This is a genomic window from Sphingomonas sp., assembly GCF_017745215.1.
GTDB lineage: Bacteria > Pseudomonadota > Alphaproteobacteria > Sphingomonadales > Sphingomonadaceae > Sphingomonas.
Genome location: NZ_JAGHZV010000003.1, coordinates 98310 through 111934, shown reverse-complemented (window position 1 = coordinate 111934; position 13625 = coordinate 98310). Strand labels below are relative to the sequence as shown.

At 67.8% G+C, this 13625-nt stretch carries 16 protein-coding genes; 9 read left to right on the top strand and 7 right to left on the bottom strand.

Going from position 1 to position 13625, the window contains the following annotated elements; all coding sequences use genetic code 11:
- Window positions 1–38: 38 nt before the first annotated feature.
- A complete protein-coding gene (locus J7495_RS04455; protein WP_294054874.1) occupies window positions 39–1004 on the bottom strand; it encodes a hypothetical protein in 966 nt (321 codons plus the stop codon).
- Between the two features lie 167 nt (window positions 1005–1171).
- Here J7495_RS04455 and fabD point away from each other — a divergent pair, with 167 nt between their 5' ends.
- From fabD to mltG, 9 genes are all read left to right on the top strand, one after another.
- The gene (gene fabD / locus J7495_RS04450; protein ID WP_294054873.1) at window positions 1172–2107 is read left to right on the top strand and encodes an ACP S-malonyltransferase; all 936 of its coding nucleotides are present in this window, start codon (window positions 1172–1174) and stop codon (window positions 2105–2107) included.
- A gap of 31 nt (window positions 2108–2138) precedes the next feature.
- Complete coding sequence (locus tag J7495_RS04445) at window positions 2139–2546, top strand: GxxExxY protein (RefSeq protein ID WP_366810756.1); 408 nt, start codon at window positions 2139–2141, stop codon at window positions 2544–2546.
- 19 nt (window positions 2547–2565) lie between these two features.
- Window positions 2566–3303, top strand: a complete 738-nt coding sequence (gene fabG / locus J7495_RS04440; protein WP_294054872.1) for a 3-oxoacyl-[acyl-carrier-protein] reductase — start codon at window positions 2566–2568, stop codon at window positions 3301–3303.
- Between the two features lie 29 nt (window positions 3304–3332).
- A complete protein-coding gene (locus tag J7495_RS04435) occupies window positions 3333–3866 on the top strand; it encodes a hypothetical protein (protein WP_294054871.1) in 534 nt (177 codons plus the stop codon).
- 72 nt (window positions 3867–3938) lie between these two features.
- Entirely contained in the window at window positions 3939–4481 is a 543-nt protein-coding gene (locus J7495_RS04430) for a hypothetical protein (RefSeq protein WP_294054870.1), read from the top strand.
- Between the two features lie 2 nt (window positions 4482–4483).
- Window positions 4484–5020 (top strand): hypothetical protein, encoded by a 537-nt coding sequence (locus J7495_RS04425; protein ID WP_294054869.1) that lies wholly within the window; start codon window positions 4484–4486, stop codon window positions 5018–5020.
- A 229-nt stretch (window positions 5021–5249) separates the two neighbouring features.
- Entirely contained in the window at window positions 5250–5489 is a 240-nt protein-coding gene (locus tag J7495_RS04420) for an acyl carrier protein (RefSeq protein WP_294054868.1), read from the top strand.
- A gap of 156 nt (window positions 5490–5645) precedes the next feature.
- On the top strand, window positions 5646–6905 hold the full coding sequence (gene fabF / locus J7495_RS04415; RefSeq protein WP_294054867.1) for a beta-ketoacyl-ACP synthase II: 1260 nt from the start codon (window positions 5646–5648) through the stop codon (window positions 6903–6905).
- Window positions 6898–7911 carry an endolytic transglycosylase MltG gene (gene mltG / locus J7495_RS04410; RefSeq protein ID WP_294055067.1) on the top strand — a complete coding sequence of 338 codons (1014 nt, stop codon included), beginning with the start codon at window positions 6898–6900 and terminating at the stop codon, window positions 7909–7911. Before fabF ends, mltG begins: the two co-directional genes overlap by 8 nt.
- Before the next feature lie 138 nt (window positions 7912–8049).
- On the opposite strand, the gene J7495_RS04405 is transcribed toward mltG, so the two are convergent.
- The 6 genes from J7495_RS04405 to pgl all read right to left on the bottom strand — a co-directional run bounded on the left by J7495_RS04405 (window position 8050) and on the right by pgl (window position 13625).
- Window positions 8050–9093, bottom strand: coding sequence for an aspartate-semialdehyde dehydrogenase (locus J7495_RS04405; protein ID WP_294054866.1), 1044 nt, complete (start codon window positions 9091–9093; stop codon window positions 8050–8052).
- A 242-nt stretch (window positions 9094–9335) separates the two neighbouring features.
- The gene (locus J7495_RS04400) at window positions 9336–9464 is read right to left on the bottom strand and encodes a hypothetical protein (RefSeq protein WP_294054865.1); all 129 of its coding nucleotides are present in this window, start codon (window positions 9462–9464) and stop codon (window positions 9336–9338) included.
- A gap of 16 nt (window positions 9465–9480) precedes the next feature.
- Window positions 9481–10092, bottom strand: a complete 612-nt coding sequence (gene eda / locus J7495_RS04395; RefSeq protein WP_294054864.1) for a bifunctional 4-hydroxy-2-oxoglutarate aldolase/2-dehydro-3-deoxy-phosphogluconate aldolase — start codon at window positions 10090–10092, stop codon at window positions 9481–9483.
- Window positions 10092–11060, bottom strand: a complete 969-nt coding sequence (glk, locus tag J7495_RS04390; protein ID WP_294054863.1) for a glucokinase — start codon at window positions 11058–11060, stop codon at window positions 10092–10094. The genes eda and glk overlap by 1 nt, the downstream gene beginning before the upstream one ends.
- 40 nt (window positions 11061–11100) lie before the next feature.
- Window positions 11101–12918: a phosphogluconate dehydratase gene (edd, locus tag J7495_RS04385; RefSeq protein WP_294055065.1), complete on the bottom strand. Its 1818-nt coding sequence runs from the start codon at window positions 12916–12918 to the stop codon at window positions 11101–11103.
- Complete coding sequence (pgl, locus tag J7495_RS04380) at window positions 12918–13625, bottom strand: 6-phosphogluconolactonase (RefSeq protein ID WP_294054862.1); 708 nt, start codon at window positions 13623–13625, stop codon at window positions 12918–12920. Before pgl ends, edd begins: the two co-directional genes overlap by 1 nt.

The following is a 13625-nucleotide window of genomic DNA, read 5'->3' as shown; positions in this document are numbered from 1 at the left end:
GAGGCGGCTTGGCAAGCTCGGCGCGGCGAGCGGCTCGATCAGTCGTCGCGGCGGTTGTCGCCATCCCCCCGGTCGGGCCGGGCGCCCGAGGGGATCAGCGAATTGTTGCTCCAGCCGCCGTCCTGCGGCGGACGCGCGGGCGGCTCGGGCGGACGCTGCGGCGGGATGAACGGCCGGCAATCCTCCTCGCGCGGGCGCTCCCAGAAGATGATGCAGGCGACCTCGCCGTTCTTGCGCGTCAGCCGCGCGCGCGCCCAGCCGTTGACCCCGCTCTCGAGGCGATAGCCGACCTGGATGTAATAGCCCCATTTGCTCTTGCCCGAGCTTACGGGTCCGAAGCTGTTGGGCACCAGCGGATCATAGTTCCAGTCGAAGGCGGCAAGCTGGATCGCGGCGAGCAGCTTGTCCTGCGGGGGCGAATAGCCGTCGTACTGCGCCCGGAGATAGTCGTAGGCGCGGACCCGGGCGAGCGCGGCCTGATAGGCGCGCTCCCAGTCCGAGAAGTCCTTGTATTCGACGCTGACCGCGCGGAAATCGAGGTCGACCTTGACCAGCGCGTTGGGCACGCTCGTCACCTTGCCGATGAAATTCTTGCTGTCGCACACGCCCGACCACATCGAGCCGTCGATCGGATCATAGAGGTCGCAGCGGGGGCCGACGCGGCGGCCGATCAGCGTGCTCTCGCGCAGGCCGCCGGTGCCGCGGAACTGGCCCTTCACCACGTCGCCTTCGAACATCAGCTCGATCTGCAGGCTGCCGCCGATCTGCTCGGGGCAGCTGCCGTCGGGGCGGATACAGTCGTTGCGCGGTCCGCCATGGTTGGTCTTGATCGAATAGACCCGGCCGCTGTGGTTGCCGAAATACAGCACCTTGCCGTGGAAATCGGGCGGCAGCACAGTCCCCTGCTCGCCGACGACGGCGGGCACGCGCGCATCCGACTGGGCAAGCGCCGGCGACGCGAAGGCCGCCAGAGCGAGTAGGACACTCGATATCAGTCGGATCATTGGGTCCTCCCTCCGCGAACCGACGTTAACCATATCTCCGATTGTGCAAATCGCCAATGCAGAAGTCGGCGGAAAAAAGGCGGGAGGCTGGAGGCGGGGTTGCATCCTCTGGCGCAACGGCTCTAACGCGCGGCGCCACGAGACACCGAACGACGTCAGGAGTGGTCATGCGCGCATTCATCTTCCCCGGTCAGGGCAGCCAGTCGGTCGGCATGGGCAAGGCGCTCGCCGACGCCAGCGCGGTTGCGCGCGAAGTCTTCCAGGAAGTCGACGAGGCGCTGGGCGACCATCTCTTCCGGCTGATGACCGAAGGCCCCGAGGACCAGCTGACGCTGACCGCCAACGCCCAGCCGGCGATCATGGCGAACGCGATCGCGGTGCTGCGCGTGCTCGAGAAGGAAGGCGGGGTGAAGCTCTCCGAGAAGGCCGATTTCGTCGCGGGGCATTCGCTGGGCGAATATACCGCGCTGTGCGCCGCGGGCGCGTTCGACCTGGCGACGACGGCGCGGCTGCTGCGGCTTCGCGGGCAAGCGATGCAGGCGGCAGTGCCGGTGGGCGAGGGCGCGATGGCGGCGCTGCTCGGCGCCGACCTCGCGAAGGCGCAGGCGATCGCCGCGGCGGCGGCCGAAGGCGAGGTGTGCACGGTCGCGAACGACAATGATCCGAGCCAGGTGGTGATCTCGGGCGCGCGCGCGGCGATCGAGCGCGCGGTGGCGATCGCCAAGGACCATGGCGCCAAGCGCGCGGTGCTGCTGCCGGTGTCGGCGCCGTTCCACTGCCCGCTGATGCAACCCGCCGCCGACGCGATGGGCGAGGCACTGGCCGGCGTGGCGATCCAGGCGCCCTTGGTGCCGCTGTACGCCAACGTCACCGCGGCGCCGACCGCGGATCCGGACGCGATCCGCCGCCAGCTGGTCGAGCAGGTGACGGGGATGGTGCGCTGGCGCGAATCGGTCGCGGCGATGTTCGACGCAGGGGTGCACGACTTCGTCGAGCTGGGCGGCAAGGTGCTCGGCGCGATGGTCAAGCGCTCGGCACCCGACGCGACGGCGACGAGCGTGGTGACGATGGATGACATCGAGGCTTTGGCGAAGGGGATTTGATTTTTTCGCGCGAAGGCGCGAAGGCGCGAAGATGCAGGATCTGGAGGCGATCGCGGCCAATGTCGTCGATGCAGCTCTGCATCTTCACCGGGATTTGGGTCCCGGCCTGCTCGAAAGTGTTTACGAGACGATCTTGGCTGCGAAGCTTGCTCGGCTCGGTCATCGGGTCTCCTGTCAACTACCGATCAGCATCGAATATGACGGACTGACCTTCTCCAAGGCATTTCGGATCGATTTGCTGGTTGATGAGTGCCTTCTCATTGAGATCAAGTCCGTGGAGAGGCTCAACGGCGGACACGCCAAACAGCTGCTCACCTATCTCCGACTGACGAGGCAGCCGCTCGGGCTGCTCATCAATTTCGGTGGCGAGACGCTCAAGGAGGGGCTTTGCCGGTCGTCAACGACTACAAGCCCTCCGCGCCTTCGCGCCTTCGCGTGAACAAATAAAGGATCATCACATGTTCGACCTCACAGGCATGACTGCACTCGTCACCGGCGCGTCCGGCGGCATCGGCTCGGCGATCGCGAGGGGGCTGGCGGCGCAGGGGGCCAGGCTTGCGGTGTCGGGGTCGAACCCCGAGAAGCTCGAGGCCTTCCGCGTCGAGCTGGGCGGGGATCATGTCGCGCTGGTCTGCAACCTTTCGGACGCCGCCGAAGTCGACGGGCTGGTGCCGCGCGCGGTCGAGGCACTCGGCAAGCTCGACATCCTCGTCAACAACGCCGGCGTCACGCGCGACAACCTGGCGATGCGGATGAAGGACGAAGAGTGGGACCAGGTCATCACGGTCAACCTCGAGGCCGCCTTCCGCCTGATCCGCGCCGCCGCCAAGCCGATGATGAAGGCGCGGTTCGGCCGCGTGATCTCGATCACGTCGGTGGTCGGCACCACCGGCAATCCCGGGCAGGCGAACTATGCCGCGTCCAAGGCCGGCCTCGTCGGCATGTCCAAGGCGCTGGCGCAGGAGCTGGCGAGCCGCAATATCACGGTGAACTGCGTCGCCCCGGGCTTCATCCGCTCGGCGATGACCGACGTGCTGCCCGAGGCGCAGAAGACCGCGCTGCTCGGCCGCATCCCGGCGGGCGACCTGGGCAGCGGCGAGGACATTGCTGCGGCGGTCGTCTATCTCGCGAGCAGGGAAGCGGGTTACGTCACCGGCCAGACCTTGCACGTGAACGGCGGAATGGCGATGATCTGATCCGCAACCTGGGGCAGGGAGTGGAGTCGATGCGTCACCTGTGGCTGGCCCTGGTCGGGCTTCTCGTCGCGTTTCCCGCTGTTGCCCAGGTTCCGGGGGGTGATCCCAGCAGCGGCATCCCGATGCGGCAGGACATCCGGCCGCTCGGCGTGCAGATGGGGCATAATTCGGTGCTCGGCATGCCGGCCTATATCGAAGCCGACCAGTGCAGGCAGGCCGGCTGCATCATCGTGATCAACAAGTCGCCCGGCTACGACATCACCGAATTCTACCTGAACGACGGCAAGCGCGACACGGCGCGCACACCGGTGTGGGGCGAGAACCAGTTCCAGGGCTTTGCGCTCCATTACAACAGGGCGGTGTGGACGCCGAAACCGGGCAAGATGAAATGCTCGCTGCTCGTCCGCGTGGTGATGCGCGACAAGGACAGCGCCAAGACGACCTCGAACGTGCGGCCGCTCAGCCTGTGCGACATGCCAAAGGGCGGGTTCGCGGTGCTCGAGGTCGAGGCGTCGCCCAAGGGCGAGATCATCGTGGGCCCGGGCCAGGCGGTGTCGCCCTGAAGCGGCTTGGCTTTGCGGGCGCGATCCGGTAGGCGCCGCGCGCTTTCCGACGCACGCCGAAGGAGGACTGACTTGTCCCTGATGCTCGCCCTGGCGCTCGCCGCCACTCCCATGCCCGCGATGGCGAGCGTTCCCGTCGCTTGCGTCTACGACAGTTTCCGCAAGACCGATTGGGCGACGATGGTGAAGGTCGCCCGCAATGGGCTGAACGGCACCACCGCCGACGAGAAGGACATGGTCTCGCGCATCGGCGAGACGGCGCAGATGTGCCGCGTCCGCTACGGCTGGAGCACCGAGCGGATGAACGTCGCGATCGGGTATTTCGTCGGCCGCGTGCTCTCCAGCAACTGCACCCATGACCTCAGGGATCGCGGAGTCGACTTCGACAAGCTCAAGACGATGCTCGGCGCGCTGAGCAAGGAGGAGCGCGAGCAGCTCATCGGCGGCGCGCAGGCGCAGATGGCGCCGCTCTACTCCAAGGCGCTGGCGGCCGGCGGAATCGATCCGGCGAGCATCCCCGAAGCCGATCGCGCGGCGTTCGACGAGAAGCTGAAGCAGGGCTTGCTCGGGCTGATCATCGAGCAGGACGCCGAGGCGCGCTTCGCGGCGATGTGACGATGGGACGCCCGCTGATCCTCGCCGCCCTGCCCGCACTGCTCGCGATCGCAGGGCCGGTGCGCGCCGCCGACCTCGCGACGATCGGCTGCGTTTCCGATAAGCTCGACGCAGCGGGGCATGAGAAGCTCGTCGCCGACATCGAGCGCAACCTGCGCGAATCGGGCAAACGCCATACATATGCGCCCGAGACCACTGCGGCGCTGAGCGCGGCGGGCAAGGCCTGCGCGGCGGAGAACGGCTGGTCCGACGCCGCGATCCGTCCGGCGCTGCTCTACACGATCGCGACCGAGGGCCAGCCGGTCGCCCGGCGCTTCCTCGCCGAGCGCAAGTTCGACACCGGCGCGCTCGAGGCGATCTGGTTCGGCCTGCCCGAGGAAGTGCGCCAGAAGCCGGTAACGCCCGAGGTCAACCGCAAGCTCTCCGACGCGACCAAGGACAGTCCCGACCAGTCGCCGGAGGCGGCCGAGCTGGTTGGCGAGTTCTTCGGGTTTCTCAGCATGGCGGAATATAGCAGCTACGATTTCTCGCAGGCGTGAGTTTGGAAACGCGCGAAAGGGCGCGTTTCAGGCGGTGCCGGCCCGCTCCCCCACCCGGCCACCCATCGGCAGTATCTTGTGGGTGGCCGGGTGGGGGAGCGGGCCGGCACCGCGATGCGCCGTGAGGCGCATTCCAATCAACACGACGCCCCCCTTGCAAGGGCACCAGCGCCGTTCTACGTGCGTTGCGATTCAAACGGCTCCCAGTGGAAGAAGGAAAATAGGGATCATGTCCGATACCGAGCAGCGCGTGAAGACGATCGTTGTCGATCACCTCGGCGTCGAAGCGAGCGAAGTGAAGCCCGAGGCGAGCTTCATCGACGACCTGGGCGCCGACAGCCTCGACATCGTCGAGCTCGTGATGGCGTTCGAGGAAGAGTTCGGGGTCGAGATCCCGGACGATGCCGCCGAGAAGATCACGACCGTCGGCGACGCGATCAAGTACATCAGCGAGCACCAGGGAGCCTGAGCGGATTCCCGCAGAGTGTGGCCGCATGGCCCGCAAGCGATTATAGGCGGCTTCCCGTCCCGGGCGTGATGGCACGAAGGGGACGGGAAGCCGTTTCGTTTTCTGGATGATTTTGCGTTCCCAAGTGAATGCGTTGAACGTTTACGGAGAGATGCGATGCGCCGCGTAGTCGTGACCGGACTCGGGCTCGTCACCCCCCTGGGGGCCGATGTCGAGACCGCCTGGAAGAACATCATCGCGTCCAAGTCGGGCGCCGGCACGATCACCAAGTTCGACGCGACGGACTTCCAGAGCAACTATGCCTGCGAAGTGAAGCCGGCCGACCATGAATATGGCTTCGACGCCAACAAGCGCGTCGACCACAAGGTTCAGCGCCAGGTCGACCCGTTCATCGTCTATGGCATCGACGCCGCGGGCCAGGCGATCGAGGACGCCGGCCTCACCGACATGACCGAGGAGGAGCGCTATCGCGCCGGCTGCTCGATCGGCTCGGGGATCGGCGGGCTGCCGGGGATCGAGAGCGAATCGCTCGTGCTCGCCGAAAAGGGCCCCAAGCGCGTCTCGCCGCACTTCGTCCATGGCCGTCTCATCAACCTGATCTCGGGCCAGGTCTCGATCAAATACGGCCTGATGGGCCCCAACCACGCGGTGGTGACTGCCTGCTCGACCGGCGCGCATTCGATCGGCGATGCGGCGCGGATGATCTCGGACGGCGACGCCGACGTGATGCTCGCGGGCGGCGCCGAGGCGGCGATCTGCCCGATCGGCATCGCCGGCTTCGGCCAGGCGCGCGCGCTGTCGACCAACTTCCGCGACGAGCCGTGGCGCGCCAGCCGGCCCTATGACAAGGACCGCGACGGCTTCGTGATGGGCGAGGGCGCGGGCGTGGTCGTGCTCGAGGAATATGAGCACGCCAAGAAGCGCGGCGCGAAAATCTATGCCGAGGTGGTCGGCTATGGCCTGTCGGGCGACGCCTATCATGTCACGGCGCCGCATCCCGAGGGTTCGGGCGCGTTCCGCTCGATGGAGATGGCGATGCGCAAGTCGGGCCTCGAGCTCGGCGACATCGACTATATCAACGCGCACGGCACCTCGACGCCGCTCGGCGACGAGCTCGAGCTGGGCGCGGTCCGCCGGCTGTTCGGCAACAACATCGGCCATCTCTCGATGAGCTCGACCAAATCGGCGATCGGCCACCTGCTCGGCGGCGCGGGTGCCGTGGAGAGCATCTTCTGCATCCTGGCGCTGCGCGACCAGATCGTGCCGCCGACGCTCAACCTCGACAATCCGAGCGAGAATTGCGCGGGCGTCGACCTCGTTCCCTTCAAGGCGAAGGAGCGCAAGGTGAAGGCCGTGCTCAACAACTCCTTCGGCTTCGGTGGCACCAACGCCAGCCTGGTGATGAAGGCTGTCTGAGGACGCGCCCGCGGCTGCCCCCAAGCGGCCGCGACGCCGCCGCAGGGGCGGCTGTTTCCTGTTCCTGCTCGTCCTGCTGCTCGCGGCGGGCGCGTTCGGCGCACTCCAGATATGGACCTGGGCGGGGCCGGCGCAGCAGAACGTCACGGTGCTGATCCCCGAAGGCGCGAGCCTCAGCCGCGCCGCGACCGAGCTCGAAAAGGCCGGCGCGATCCGCTCGGCGCGGATGTTCGTGCTGCTCTCGCGCGTTTTCGGTGGGAGCGACCCGATCAAGGCGGGTGAATATCGCGTGCCGGCGCGGCTCAGCCAGGCCGACGTGCTCAAGATGCTCCAGGGCGGCAAGACGCTCCAGCGCATGGTGATGATCGCGCCGGGGACGCCGTCGATCCTGGTCTATGAGGCGCTGATGAAGGCGCCGCAGCTGACCGGCACGATCGAGGTGCCGGCCGAGGGCACGGTGCTCCCCGACAGCTATGCCTATAACCGCGGCGACACCCGCCAGTCGGTGCTCGATCGGATGCAGCGGGCAATGACGGACTATCTCGCCAAGGCCTGGGCGGCGCGCAAGCCGGGCGCTGTGGTGACCTCGCCCGAGGCGGCGCTGGCGCTCGCATCGATCGTCGAGAAGGAGACGGGCAAGGCGAGCGAGCGGCGGATGGTGGCGGCGGTCTATTCGAACCGGCTGCGCACGGGGATGATGCTCCAGGCCGATCCGACGATCATCTACCCGGTCACGCACGGCAAGCCGCTGGGGCGCCGCATCCTGCGCTCCGAGCTCGAGGCGCGGAACGACTACAACACCTACCAAATGGTCGGGCTGCCCAAGGGGCCGATCGCCAATCCCGGGCGCGAGGCGATCGACGCGGTGCTGGACCCGGCGCCCTCGGCAGCCCTGTACTTCGTCGCGGACGGGAGCGGAGGGCATGTGTTCGCCGACACGCTCGAGCAGCACAATGCCAATGTGCAGAAATGGTATGCGATCCGGCGGGCTCGGGGGGAGATGTAGCATCTCCTCGACTGACGCACGACCAGCCTAATTTCCGTCATCCCGGCGAAAGCCGGGACCCAGGGCCACCAGCGATATCGCCTGCTGCCCCTGGATCCCGGCTTCCGCCGGGATGACGATTTATGGGATTGGGTTGGCTCAGGTCTTCACCGCGCCCGTCACCAGCACTTCGGCAATCTGCACCGCGTTCAGCGCCGCGCCCTTGCGGAGGTTGTCGCCGACCACGAACAGCGCCAAGCCGTTCGCCACACCGTCGTCGCGGCGCACGCGGCCGACGAACACCGGGTCCTTGCCCGTCGCCTCGAGCGGGTTCGGGACCTCCGACACCACCACCCCCGGGGCCTGCTCCAGCAGCGCCAGCGCCGCTTCGGGCGATAGCGGCCGCTCGAACTCGACGTTCATCGACAGCGAATGCCCGGTGAACACCGGCACGCGTACACAGGTGCCCGACACCGCCAGCTCGGGCAGCTCGAGGATCTTGCGGCTCTCGTCGCGAAGCTTGAGCTCCTCCTCGGTATAGCCGCCCTCGCCCAGCACATAGTTGAGCGGCACGACATTATAGCCGATCGGCACCGCCCATTTGCGCAGCGGCGGGAAGTCGGCCGCGTCGCTGTCGCGGGCGAGCGCTTCCATCGCGTCGGCACCGGCGCGGAGTTGCTCGGCAAGGACCTCGATCCCCTCGATCCCCCCGCCCGACACCGCCTGATAGGTGCTCGCGACCACGCGCTTGAGCCCCGCCGCCTCGTGGAGCGGCTTGAGCACCGGCATCGCCGCCATCGTGGTGCAATTGGGGTTGGCGACGATGCCCTTGGGGATGACGGCCAGCGCATGGGGATTCACTTCGGCGACGACCAGCGGCACCTTGGGGTCGCTGCGCCACGCCGAGCTGTTGTCGATCACGATCGCGCCCGCCGCGGCGGCCTTGGGCGCGAGCGCCTTCGAGGTACTGCCGCCTGCCGAGAAGAACACGATGTCGAGCCCGGCGAAATCGGCGGTGCTGGCGTCCTCGACGGTGATGCCGTCGACCACGCTGCCCGCCGAGCGTGCCGAGGCGAAGAGGCGCAGGCTGGCGAGCGGGAAGCCGCGCTCGGCGAGCAGCGCGCGCATCATCGAGCCGACGAGGCCGGTCGCGCCGACGATGCCGACGTTGGGGCGGGCGGGAAGGCTGTTCGGGTCACGCATGCTCACTCAACTCCTCGGGTCTGGGCCGAGGCGCGGGGAGCTTTGCCGGTTCCTGGATGGAGCCGCCCCGCGCTTCGGCGGGGCTCTTGCTCAGGTCGTCGCGAGGATCAACCCGCGCAGACACCCCAAGCCGCCCCGCACGCGCGGGTCGGTTTGGTGGTAATCGGCTTGATCGTCGACATGGACATTGCGGAGGCGCCTCTAGAGGCGCTCGTTGCGGATGTAAACTGCGAATTGCGCGGTCACGAAGATGCGAAGGGGTGAAAGAACCCGTGCAGAAGCTCCGCATCGCCGGCGCGCACGCGGCGCACCTTCGGCGCCTGCCACCGGGCCTTCGCGTCTGCCCGACGCTGATCGTTCGAGCTGCTCATTTCCTTCTCCATTCCTTCAGCGCCCCAGCGCCGTCGCCTCGCGGGCGAGCTGCTCGACCTGATCCATCGTCGCGCCCTTGGGGGTCACCCAGCTGCCGCCGACGCAGAGGATCGGGTCGAACGCCAGCCACTCGGGCGCGGTCGCGGCGCTGATGCCGCCGGTGGGGCAGAACTTTGCTTCGAAGAAGGGTGCTGCCAACGCCTTGAGCGCCTTCAGTCCGCCCGAGGTTTCCGCCGGGAAGAATTTGAAGTGACGCAGGCCCAGCTCATAGCCGCGCATGATGTCGCCCGCGGTGGCGACGCCTGGTAGGAAGGGGACGCCGCTCTGGACGATCACTTCGCCGAGCGTCGAGGTGAGGCCGGGCGAGACGATGAACTCGGCGTCTTCCTTCATCACGGCGTCGAACTGCGCGGTGCTCACCACCGTGCCCGCGCCGATGATCGCGCCGGGGACCTGCTTCATCTCGCGGATCGCGTCGAGCGCCGCCGGGGTGCGCATCGTGACCTCGAGCACCTTGAGCCCGCCCTTCACCAGCGCTTCGGCGAGCGGTCGCGCGGTCGCGGCGTCCTCGATCACCAGCACCGGGATTACCGGGCTGGTGCGCATGATGGTCTCGATCGGCGACATTATTGGGCATGCTCCTGCGCGAAGGCCGCCGCGGCGCCGTAGAGGCCGGGCTGGGCATAGGTGATCAGCTTGACGGGGATCGAGGCCATCAGGTTGCGGAAACGCCCCTTGGCGACGAAGCGCTCGCCGAAGCCCGATTGCAGCAGATGGTCCTTGAGGCGCAGGCCCAGGCCGCCCGCGATCACTACGCCACTGGGGCCGTGGCACAGCGCGAGGTCGCCCGCGACCGCGCCGAGGCTGAGGCAGAAACGGTCGAGCGCGGCCATCGCCAGCTCGTCCTTGCCCTCGAGCGCGAGCTCCCACAGCTTCTTGTCGTCGAGCCGTACGATCGCCTTGCCCTCGATCTCGGCGAGCGTCTCGTAGATCGCGACGATGCCGGGCCCCGCGACGATCCGCTCGGCCGAGACGCGCGTGAAAGTCTTGCGCAGTCGTTTGAGGATCGCGTCTTCGAGCGGGTCGAGCGGCGCGAAGTCGATATGGCCGCCCTCGGTCGCGATGATGTCGTAGCCCGAGCGGTGGCGGAACACCTGCGCGACACCGAGGCCGGTGCCGGGGCCGCAAACGGTGATCGAGCCCTTGTCGGGCAGCGCTTCGTCGGGGCCGCAGAGGTGCTGGAAATGGCCGGCGTCGGCATGCGCCACGAAATGGCCGATCGCGGCGAAGTCGTTGACCAGCGTCCAGGTATCCGCGCCCAGCCGCTCGGGGATGAGCTGCGGGCGGATGATCCAGGGATTGTTGGTGAGCTTGATCAGCTCGTTGTTGATCGGCGAGGCGACTGCGATCGCCGCAGCCTTGGGCAGCGCCCGCCCCAAGTTCTCGCCATAAGCCTGCCAGGCGAGCTGGAGGCTGGCATGTTCGGCCACTTTCTGGGTGACCGGCTCCGTGATCGAAAGGACGCGGCCGCCCTCCACCTCCGCGATGGCGAAGCGTGCGTGCGTTCCCCCGATATCGACCGCAACGACTTCCATTCCTACTCCTAGCTTTTCTGTTCTGCCTGTTGTCTGTTCTCTAGAGCCCCGCCGCCGCGAGCATCGCCGAGGCGCCGAGCTCGGCTTCGTCGGCCTGGCGGAGCATCGCGAAGAGCTCGCGGCCGGTGCCGTCGGCGGGCGGAGGCGCGACGCATTGCTCGCGCGCCTCCCATTCGGCCGGATCGACGAGCGCTTCGAGCACGCCATCCTCGGCGCAGAGCCGGATCATGTCGCCGTCGCGGACCTTGCCGATCGGGCCGCCGCCGAGGGCTTCGGGCGAAAGATGGATCGCGCAAGGGACCTTGCCGCTTGCGCCCGACATCCGCCCATCGGTGACCAGCGCGACCTTATAGCCGCGGTTCTGGAGCACGCCGAGCGGCGGCGTCAGCTTGTGCAATTCGGGCATGCCGTTGGCCCTGGGTCCCTGGAAGCGGACGACGACGACCACGTCGCGATCGAGCTCGCCGGCCTTGAACGCGGCCTGGACCTCGGCTTGGTCCTGGAAGACGCGCGCCGGCGCCTCGATCGTCCAGCGCTCGCGCTCGACTGCCGAGACCTTGATGCAGGCGCGGCCGAGATTGCCCTTGAGGATGCGGAAGCCGCCCTCGGGCGAGAAGGGCGCGTCGATCGTGCGGATAACGCTGTCATCGCCGGACGCCGCAGGGGAATCCCGCCAGACCAAAGCGTCCTCCTGGAGGGTCGGCTTGCGCGCATAATCGGCGAACCCGCCCGCCGAGATCGTCAGGATATCGGCGTGCATCAGCCCACCCTTGACCAGCTCGCGGATCACGAAGGTGGGGCCGCCGGCATCCTCGAAGGCGTTCACGTCCGCGGAACCGTTGGGATAGACGCGGGTGAGCAGCGGCACGGCGCGCGAGAGCCGGTCGAAATCCTCCCAGTCGATCACCACCCCGGCCGAGCGCGCGATCGCGGGCAAGTGGATGAGGTGGTTGGTCGAGCCGCCGGTGGCGAGCAGCGCGATCGCGGCGTTCACGATCGCCTTCTCGTCGACGACATGGCCGATGGGGCGATAGTCGTTCCCCGCCCAGCCGATGTCGGCGAGGCGATGGACCGCGGCGCGGGTGAGTTCCTGGCGCAGCTTCGTCCCCGGATTGGCGAAGGCGGCGCCGGGGACATGGAGGCCCATCGCTTCCATCATCATCTGGTTCGAATTGGCGGTGCCGTAGAAGGTGCAGGTGCCCTTCGAATGATAGGCGGCGATCTCGGCCTCGAGCAGCTCGTCGCGGCCGACCTTGCCCTCGGCATACAGCTCGCGGACTGCGGCCTTGTCCTTGTTCGACAGGCCCGAGCGCATCGGGCCGCCGGGGATCAGCACCATCGGCAGGTGCCCGAAGCGCAGCGCGCCGATCAGCAGGCCGGGGACGATCTTGTCGCAGATGCCGAGCAGCGCCGCTCCCTCGAAGGTGCGGTGGCTGAGCGCGACCGCGGTACCCAGCGCGATCGTGTCGCGGCTGAAAAGCGAGAGCTCCATGCCCTGATAGCCCTGTGTCACGCCGTCGCACATCGCCGGCACGCCGCCCGCAACCTGCGCCGTCGCGCCGGCTTCGAGCGCCCAGACCTTCATCTGCTCGGGGTAACGGTAGTAGACCGCATGCGCAGAGAGCATGTCGTTATAGGCGGTGACGATGCCGATGTTCATCCGGTTCGCCGGCTTCATCAGGTCACGCTGCTCGTCGGTGCCGGCATAGGCATGGGCGAGGTTGGCGCAGCCGAGCCGCGGCCGGTCGGCGCCGCTGTCGCGCTCGCGGTGGATCAGCGCGAGATAGGCGGCGCGCTTGTCCTTCGAGCGTTCGATCACGCGATCGGTGACGGCGGCGATCTCGGCGTTGAGGGCCATCATGCGCTCCAGTGAATATCCACGGGCAGTTCGGCGGCGGCGAGCACGCGGCCGATGGGGTAGGGCGAGCCGGTGCCTTCGCGGATCGCCGCTTCGAGCACGGCCTTCTTCTTCTCGCCGATCAGCGCGACCATCAGCGCGCGCGCCGAAGTGATCGCGGCGAGCGAGAGGGTGACGCGCGCGACCGGCGCCTCGGGGGGCAGCGGCTCGGGCATCACGCCCAGCGCGCGGCGGTCCTTCGGGCCGTTGAGCGCTTCGTCGAGGTCGGGGCCGGGGAAGATCGAAGCGGTATGCCCATCGGCGCCGATGCCGAGCAGGCAGAGGTCGAGCGGCCAGTGCAGTTCCTTGAGCCGCGCATCGGCGGCGCGGCCGGCGGCCTTGTAGTCCTCGGCCTTCTCGCTGGTGATCGGGATCACGCGCGCGCCCAGCGGCAGAAAGATCTTGGCGATGCCGGTGACGTTCGACAGCGGATCGCCCATCGGGACGAGGCGATCGTCGGTGGGGACGATCGTCACGCGCTTCCAGTCGAGCTTGGCCTTGGCGAGATGCTTGTAGAGCACCGCAGGCGTGGTGCCGCCCGGCGTCGCGATCACGGCGCTGCCGCGCGCGTCGATCGCGCTCTCGATGATGAACTGCACGTCACCGGCGAGCGCTTCGCCCATCTCGGCGGCGTCCTCATAGTCCCACCATTCGACTTCGTCGGTCAC